The organism is Shigella sp. FC1544 (assembly GCF_001722145.1).
GTDB lineage: Bacteria > Pseudomonadota > Gammaproteobacteria > Enterobacterales > Enterobacteriaceae > Escherichia > Escherichia coli.
The window spans coordinates 1-7,980 of sequence record NZ_MECT01000082.1 but is presented as its reverse complement, the minus strand read 5'-3'; the positions used below and the strand labels follow the sequence as shown (position 1 = coordinate 7,980).

Here is a 7,980-nt window from a genome sequence, read left to right as displayed (position 1 = left end):
ACGGTTGTGGCGCACGTCTTCGGTGAACGCACTCTGGCCACACTGGAGCGTCTTCTGAGCCTGCTGTCGGCCTTTGAGGTCGTGGTATGGATGACGGATGGCTGGCCGCTGTATGAATCACGCCTGAAGGGAAAGCTGCACGTTATCAGCAAGCGTTACACTCAGCGCATTGAGCGACATAATCTGAATCTGAGACAACATCTGGCAAGGCTGGGACGGAAGTCACTGTCGTTCTCAAAATCGGTGGAGCTGCATGACAAGGTCATCGGGCATTATCTGAACATAAAACACTATCAGTAAGTTGGAGTCATTACCTATGCAGCATATTGTTTCGTGGGACGATAAAAGTGAATTAATCATTGGTCAATTGCATAACATTCAGGGCCGACAATTATTTTTAATGGCATTTCACCAATCGCATACCAGTTTTTCTGTAGCAAATGCACCTGATGAACCACATATTGAACAATTGGTTGGCGAGTGCCGTGTTATGCGGCAATTAAAACGACTCATTAGCCGTATTGCACCCAGCCCATCCAGCGTTATGGTGGTTGGTGAAAGCGGCACGGGTAAAGAAGTCGTCGCCCGAGCAATCCATAAGTTGAGCGGAAGACGGAATAAACCCTTTATTGCTATCAACTGTGCCGCGATTCCGGAGCAGCTTCTGGAAAGCGAACTGTTCGGTTATGTTAAAGGCGCATTTACTGGCGCTTCTGCCAACGGTAAAACAGGGTTGATTCAGGCGGCGAATACGGGCACGCTGTTTCTCGATGAAATAGGTGATATGCCATTAATGTTGCAGGCTAAATTACTGCGCGCTATTGAGGCGCGTGAAATTCTGCCGATTGGTGCCAGTAGCCCAATACAAGTCGACATTCGCATCATTTCTGCAACTAATCAGAATTTGGCCCAGTTCATTGCCGAAGGTAAATTCCGCGAAGATCTCTTCTACCGACTTAATGTTATCCCGATAACTCTGCCACCGCTGCGTGAACGTCAGGAAGATATTGAACTATTGGTGCATTACTTTTTACATCTGCATACCCGTCGTCTGGGATCGGTTTATCCTGGCATTGCTCCCGATGTCGTCGAAATATTGCGTAAGCATCGTTGGCCCGGAAACCTGCGCGAGTTAAGCAATTTGATGGAATATCTGGTTAACGTAGTTCCTTCAGGTGAAGTTATCGACAGCACGCTATTGCCGCCAAATCTGCTGAATAATGGCACAACGGAGCAAAGTGATGTAACAGAGGTCAGTGAGGCGCACCTGTCACTCGATGATGCGGGCGGCACGGCGCTGGAGGAGATGGAAAAGCAAATGATCCGCGAGGCGCTTTCACGTCATAACAGCAAGAAGCAAGTTGCTGATGAACTGGGCATCGGCATTGCTACGCTCTATCGCAAGATTAAGAAATATGAGTTGTTAAACACATAACCTCAGTGAATCCGGCCTGAATTCAGGCCGGATATCCTTTTACTTCGTTTTCTCGCAATCCAGAACTGTATTTACAATCATCTGATACCCCGTGCAGCGACAAAGATTTCCCGCCAGTCCGCGACGAATTTCCGTAATGGTTAATGGCTTCTCGCGTGGTTTCGCCAGCATTGCCGTGGTAGCCATAATCAGGCCAGGCGTACAAAACCCGCACTGCACTGCGCCGGATTTCGCATAAGCCTGCTGAACATGAGAAAGTTTTCCGCCTTTCGCTTCACCTTCCAGCGTGCGGATCTCTTTTCCTTCAGCCCAGGCGGCAAGGTATAAGCAACTGTCTATTGCTGTGCCGTCGACCAACACCGTACAGGCACCACATTCACCCACGCAGCACCCTTGTTTGACACTTAGCAGTCCTTGTTCGCGGAGTAATTCCGAGAGCGGCGTGCCTGGTGCGGCGTGAAGCTGAAAAGGCATCCCGTTAATGGTGCATTCGATGGTAATTGTTTCGCTGTGATTCATTGCAATTTTCCCCCCGCCGCGGCGACGGCTTCGCTAATCACTTTTTTGGTCATCGTCTGGATGAGATGCAGACGAAACTCTTTACTGGCCCGCCATGAAGAACGCGGGGCGACATCTTGCAGGACAGATTCGCTGATAGCTTCCAGCGTTTGCAGGTTTAATGGCGCATTTTGTGCAGTCTGTTCGGCATGTTGGCAGCGAATCGGCGTTGGCGCGGCAACACCAAATGCCAGGCGTAATTCGCTGAAATTGCCGTTATCCAGTCGGCAATGTGCGGCGCAGCCAATCGTTGAAATATCCATTGCGTCGCGCATGGCATATTTAAAATGCGCGCTGCCCGCGTGTTCTTTCGGCTGTGGCGGAAAATGAAAGGCGACGAGGATTTCGTCATGCTCAAGAGACACTTTGCCCGGCCCGGTGTGAAAGCCATTAATCGGGACGAAACGAACACCGCGCGGGGAGTGGATCTCCAGTTTCGCGTCATAAATTAGCGTTGGCGTGGCAGAATCTGCGCTGGTGGCACCGTTGCAAATATTTCCACCGTAGGTAGCGACGTTACGGATCTGCAGTCCAGCAATGGACGTGGCCGCAGCACATAACGCCGGGAGATGACGTTGAGTTATAGGATCTTCTATTAGCTGGGTAAATGTCGTTGCAGAGCCGATACGTAGCGAGCCATCTTCCGCCAGCGTAATTCCCCGCAGCTCCGCCAGATTATGAATATCAACAATATGGCGATAACGGTCATTGTGATGGTGGAGCTGAATCAGTACGTCAGTGCCACCGGCGAGCAGTTTGGCCTGCGGGTTGTCAGCCAGCAGGTTGATGGCATCGGCAAGGGTTGCTGCGCGATGGTAAGAAGCAAAATCAAACATGATGTTATCCTCAAATCAATCCTGCCAGATGGAACTCTTCATATAACCGTTTTGGCGTCAGCGGCAGTGTATTGATTGCAACACCGGTAGCCATCTTCACCGCGTTACGAATAGCAGCGGCAACAGGAATTATTGGTGGCTCACCCAGTGACTTATGTCCGTATGCGGATTGCGGCTCATTGATTTCGACGAATGCGCTTTCCAGTTGTGGCAGATCCGGCATGGTCGGCATTTTGTAATCCAGCAGATTGGGGTTACGGACCACGCCGCTTTTAGCATCGATGATCATCTCTTCAAATAGCGCCCAGCCAATGCCCATTCCCATTCCGCCGTGTACCTGACCTTCTGCCAGCAGTGGATTAAGAATATGCCCTGAGTCATGAACGTTGAGGATGCGGTTGATGGTGACTTTGCACAGCGCAATATCGACCGTCAGATCAACAAAGGTACAGCCAAACGCCGGTGGGTTAGTGGTGGTTTTGATGGAGCTTTCAGCAGAGAGCTGCCCGCCGCGTTCAGGGTGGTAGAAAGCGTCCATCGCCAAATCTTTTAACGACATTAACGGCTCTTCCGGTCGTTCAACCAGCACGATATGGCCTTTTATCAGGGTCAGATTCATCGCTGACTGATGTAGCATGACTGCGGCGTGAGCGATGATTTTCTCTTTTAATAATAGTGCCGCACTGCGCAGCGCAGGCGCGGCAACATAGCTCTGGTGTGAGGCAAATGTGCCGGGATCGAACGGCGTAACGTCGGTATCTTGAGTTGAAATAACGCGAACGTCGCTGACCGGAACCCCCACGGTTTCTGCCACCATTTGCGAGAAGACGGTGTCGGCACCCTGACCGATTTCCGTCGCGCCGCTTTGCACGTTGATGGTTCCATCCTGATTCATCAGAAGGCGCGCGCCTGCTATTTCTACGCCGACAGGCCAGGTGTTAGAGGTGTAGCTAAAACAGGCGACGCCAACGCCGCGGCGCAAATTGCCTTGCTGGTTCTGGCATTCTGCACGGCGTTTTTCCCATTCAAAGATTTTCCGGCCTTTTTCAAGACACTCCGGCAACCCTGCGCTGTAAATACGTTTGCCCGTGAGCGGATTAGCATCTCCTTCGCGGGCGGCGTTGCGTAAACGAATTTCAACAGGATCAATACCTAACGCTGTCGCGGCGTCATCAAGCATAGACTCAACGGCAAATACGACTTGTGGCGCGCCATAACCACGCATCGCACCAGCCGAGGGGAGGTTGGTATAGCAGGTCTTTGAACTGTAAGCGTAGGCACAACGAGGATAAAGGTAAGCGACTTTATTCCCCCCCGCAGAAGCGATAGAGTGCCCGTGAGATGCATAAGCGCCGGTGTTAGACAGAACATCCAGACTATAACCTTTCAATGTTCCGTCGCGGTTCACGCCCATTTGCCCGTCAATGGTAAAAGCGTGGCGGGTACGGGTTGCGAGGAAACACTCTTCACGGCTAAGGGAAACTCTCACCGGAATGCCGCCAAGCTTGCTGGTCAGGAATGCCGCCATTGGCTCTTCCAGTACATCCTGTTTATTACCAAAACCGCCACCGACAAATGGTTTGATGACTCGTACGCATGACCAGGGAATATCCAGCGCCTGACCAACCACGCGGCGAACAATGTGCGGGATCTGGGTGCTGGAAACGATGGTAATTCGCGAGTCATCCTCCATCCACGCCAGCGATGTTACGCTTTCCATGTGACAATGTTGAATAACGGGGGTCTGATAGTGCCCCTGTACCTGGTAGTCGGCGGCATCGATTGTTTGTTGGACATTACCCGTCGACATCGTGCTTTGTTTCAGTAAATTGCCACCGTTATGGATTGGTGCAGCGTCTTCTGCCAGCGCCGCTTCTGGCGTGGTGATAACGGGTAATTCTTGCCACTCAATGCTGACCAATTGCGCCGCTTTTTCTGCCGTGAGTTCATCGCGGGCCACGACGATGGCAACGGCGTCACCATGATGACGAACATGGCGAGTTAGCAGTGCGCGATCGGCGGTATCGCGCTTGTTTTCGTCAAGTGTCCAGGCATGCCCAGCTGTAGCGAATGGAATATCAGGCACATCTTCCCAGGTAAAAATCGCCAGTACGCCCGGCAAACTTCTGGCTTGTTCATCATTAATACTTACGGCATAACCATGTACGATAGGGCTACGTACATATTTCGCATAACACATGCCCGCCATAACATAATCGTCAGTATATCGTGCCCGCCCGGTGACCTTAGCAATGGCATCGACGCGCATGCATGATTCACCCGTAGCGGTTGCTTCCCGCGCTTCCATAGAAATCCCCTCGATTTGAACATTTGGTTCTTATGGCAAAGATTTAGTCTAAGCAGGCAAGATTTACGCCAGAAACGACGATAAGCGTTAGGGGAGGTAGGAAGTGTGATGACGTTAAAAAAACACAGATATGATACGAAACAGGAGTCTGAATAGGGGCAGTGATACGTATCAATATGAGTGGCGATAAAATCAATGTGATAAATTGGGATTATTACGCATCAGGATGGGAAATAGGGTAAAAAGTCAGGAAGTTCGATACCTCTACAGCGAATATTTTGCTGATGATACTTCCCTTTGCCAAATGAAATTAACCTCTTTCTCTATTACCACGTTTTTCCAGAAGCAAGAGATTGGGTATCAAGAGGCTGGCTGCTATGATAAGGCGTCTTGTTTTTTAAGCGAGGAAAGATTTTGAGTGCGGGACGCCTGAATAAAAAATCTCTGGGTATCGTGATGTTGTTATCGGTTGGACTGCTTTTGGCGGGCTGTTCGGGTAGCAAATCATCCGATACAGGAACGTATTCCGGCTCCGTTTACACCGTGAAACGGGGGGATACGCTATATCGTATTTCGCGCACCACGGGAACCAGCGTAAAAGAACTGGCGCGACTGAACGGCATTTCCCCCCCTTACACCATTGAAGTTGGTCAGAAACTAAAACTGGGTGGGGCGAAAAGTAGCAGTAGTACACGTAAATCAACCGCCAAATCAACGACCAAAACCGCATCGGTTACACCGTCATCAGCGGTACCGAAATCTTCCTGGCCGCCAGTAGGGCAACGTTGTTGGTTATGGCCAACGACAGGGAAAGTTATCATGCCGTATTCGACAGCAGATGGCGGCAATAAAGGGATTGATATCTCAGCTCCACGGGGTACACCTATTTACGCCGCGGGTGCAGGAAAGGTGGTGTATGTGGGCAACCAGCTGCGTGGCTACGGTAATCTCATCATGATTAAACACAGTGAAGATTACATTACGGCTTACGCCCATAATGACACGATGCTGGTAAATAATGGGCAAAGCGTGAAGACTGGGCAAAAAATCGCCACTATGGGGAGCACGGATGCGGCATCTGTTCGCCTGCATTTCCAGATTCGTTACCGTGCAACGGCAATTGATCCGCTACGTTACTTGCCGCCGCAGGGCAGCAAGCCAAAATGCTGATGGCGAATTAATCAGCAGTCAGCAGCGCGGCACTTGCTAAGGAGAGCGTAAGGTTTATAATGCCTTACACATCTCGAAGCGGGCGTAGTTCAATGGTAGAACGAGAGCTTCCCAAGCTCTATACGAGGGTTCGATTCCCTTCGCCCGCTCCAAAATCTCCCCAGGTGGAAAAGACTAAAAAAGTCTTCTCTGTCAGCAACTTAAACAGTTACCTATTTAATTTGCTTAGGAGTTCTACCATTGTGATCCGCCCTTAGTAACTGTCACGTTAAGTTACACGGTGAGATGACAGTATAACCTAACGTTGGCGGCAGTTGCACCTCTCACACCGCGATAGCACAACGTGAAGATAAAGCCCATCCTGGCATTGTAATGTCATCGACAGACTGAACACACGCATTTAAGCCCGATGTGCGGCCTTGTGGCTGCGTAAACAGGTTTATGGTGATATTGGTCCTTGCAAACCATATGCAAGCTCTATCAGCGTTTCAGCCACGCTCCCAACGGGTACACGGTTATCCTGATAAGGTGTGATCTTTCTGACAATCTGATGAAGTCGCTACGCTCCCGCTTGTTGCTGTATCACCAACGGGGCTTTATGGTTTCTATTGTCTATAATAATCTCACAATTCCCCTGCATGAGGTTGATATGACTGTTAGCTACAAGATTACTTATGAGCATAGAGACGGTGATCAAATTAGAATGGAAGAGGTTTTATTCCATTCAGAGCATGAACCAACAAAAGATGAAATTCATGATGCAGTAAGAAAAGATACTGTGAGATTTAATTCTCCATCTAATGGAGTAACGGCTGTTTCAGGGTTTAAAGTGATTTCGGTTGTCCCTGTTCCATGAATGGTTATAGAAGGGGCTGGAAGCCCCTAATTATTACTTCTTAATATCGCCAGTGCATTGATATTCGATAGTCACAAGTGTTTGCATACAACCAGATGAAGAAGGTTGTGAACATTGAGAAGTGAATCCACCAAAAGGCTCGGCTCCTGAATATCCCCTAAGCGGCACAACGCGCTTTGGCTGCATTCATGCCTTGTTGTGGATCTACAACAGGACTTTCAAACATACCGTAAGAATAACTCATCCTAACTGTGCCGTCTGATTTGCTTCCACCAGTTGGAACGAGTTGTTTTTTTGTTGCACATCCAGAAATAATCAATGTTGAAGCAAGTAACAGCATTAAACTTTTGCGCATGTAAATAATCCCAAGAGATAATGGTTATGTATTGATTTAAAGCGTTTTTAGATTAATGCATTAACTTAGCAAAATTAAGTCTTTTCTGATTGTTTGCAGAGTAAAAATGAGTTGCTTTCGAAATTATTAGACTGGCCCCCTGAATCTCCAGACAACCAGTATCACTTAAATAAGTGATAGTCTTAATACTAGTTTTTAGACTAGTCATTGGAGTACAGATGATTGATGTCTTAGGGCCGGAGAAACGCAGACGGCGTACCACACAGGAAAAGATCGCAATTGTTCAGCAGAGCTTTGAACCGGGGATGACGGTCTCCCTCGTTGCCCGGCAACATGGTGTAGCAGCCAGCCAGTTATTTCTCTGGCGTAAGCAATACCAGGAAGGAAGTCTTACTGCTGTGGCCGCCGGAGAACAGGTTGTTCCTGCCTCTGAACTTGCTGCCGCCATGAAGCAGATTAAAG

8 protein-coding genes, 1 tRNA gene and 2 pseudogenes are annotated in these 7,980 nt (G+C 49.2%); 6 read left to right on the top strand and 5 right to left on the bottom strand.

The window, feature by feature from the left end:
- Positions 1–300 (top strand): annotated as a pseudogene (locus BGK49_RS06055) (IS1-like element IS1X2 family transposase); the annotation flags it as partial.
- 16 nt (positions 301–316) lie between these two features.
- Positions 317–1,435, top strand: a pseudogene (locus BGK49_RS06050) (sigma-54 interaction domain-containing protein); the annotation flags it as partial.
- Between the two features lie 39 nt (positions 1,436–1,474).
- Here BGK49_RS06050 and xdhC read toward each other — a convergent pair.
- Genes xdhC through xdhA form a run of 3 tightly spaced genes read right to left on the bottom strand, consistent with a single transcriptional unit; the run spans position 1,475 to position 5,137 of the window.
- Positions 1,475–1,954, bottom strand: coding sequence for a xanthine dehydrogenase iron sulfur-binding subunit XdhC (gene xdhC / locus BGK49_RS06045; RefSeq protein ID WP_001016605.1), 480 nt, complete (start codon positions 1,952–1,954; stop codon positions 1,475–1,477).
- Positions 1,951–2,829: a xanthine dehydrogenase FAD-binding subunit XdhB gene (gene xdhB / locus BGK49_RS06040; protein WP_000459176.1), complete on the bottom strand. Its 879-nt coding sequence runs from the start codon at positions 2,827–2,829 to the stop codon at positions 1,951–1,953. Before xdhB ends, xdhC begins: the two co-directional genes overlap by 4 nt.
- A 10-nt stretch (positions 2,830–2,839) precedes the next feature.
- Complete coding sequence (gene xdhA, locus BGK49_RS06035; RefSeq protein ID WP_069375707.1) at positions 2,840–5,137, bottom strand: xanthine dehydrogenase molybdenum-binding subunit XdhA; 2,298 nt, start codon at positions 5,135–5,137, stop codon at positions 2,840–2,842.
- Between the two features lie 414 nt (positions 5,138–5,551).
- Here xdhA and actS point away from each other — a divergent pair, with 414 nt between their 5' ends.
- The 3 genes from actS to BGK49_RS25595 all read left to right on the top strand — a co-directional run bounded on the left by actS (position 5,552) and on the right by BGK49_RS25595 (position 7,163).
- Positions 5,552–6,307, top strand: a complete 756-nt coding sequence (gene actS, locus BGK49_RS06030; protein WP_001379149.1) for an amidase activator ActS — start codon at positions 5,552–5,554, stop codon at positions 6,305–6,307.
- Between the two features lie 78 nt (positions 6,308–6,385).
- A tRNA-Gly gene (locus BGK49_RS06025) sits at positions 6,386–6,459 on the top strand.
- Positions 6,460–6,905: 446 nt separating this feature from the next.
- A complete protein-coding gene (locus BGK49_RS25595) occupies positions 6,906–7,163 on the top strand; it encodes a hypothetical protein (protein WP_024017360.1) in 258 nt (85 codons plus the stop codon).
- Between the two features lie 33 nt (positions 7,164–7,196).
- Here BGK49_RS25595 and yecR (BGK49_RS30895) read toward each other — a convergent pair whose 3' ends face one another.
- Both yecR (BGK49_RS30895) and yecR (BGK49_RS31400) read right to left on the bottom strand, forming a co-directional pair.
- Entirely contained in the window at positions 7,197–7,349 is a 153-nt protein-coding gene (gene yecR / locus BGK49_RS30895; RefSeq protein ID WP_250543254.1) for a YecR family lipoprotein, read from the bottom strand.
- The gene (gene yecR / locus BGK49_RS31400; RefSeq protein ID WP_194074759.1) at positions 7,321–7,518 is read right to left on the bottom strand and encodes a YecR family lipoprotein; all 198 of its coding nucleotides are present in this window, start codon (positions 7,516–7,518) and stop codon (positions 7,321–7,323) included. The genes yecR (BGK49_RS30895) and yecR (BGK49_RS31400) overlap by 29 nt, the downstream gene beginning before the upstream one ends.
- A 218-nt stretch (positions 7,519–7,736) precedes the next feature.
- On the opposite strand from yecR (BGK49_RS31400), the gene BGK49_RS06020 reads away from it, so the two are divergent.
- The coding region (locus BGK49_RS06020; RefSeq protein WP_000567704.1) for a transposase at positions 7,737–7,980 on the top strand (244 nt) is incomplete at its 3' end.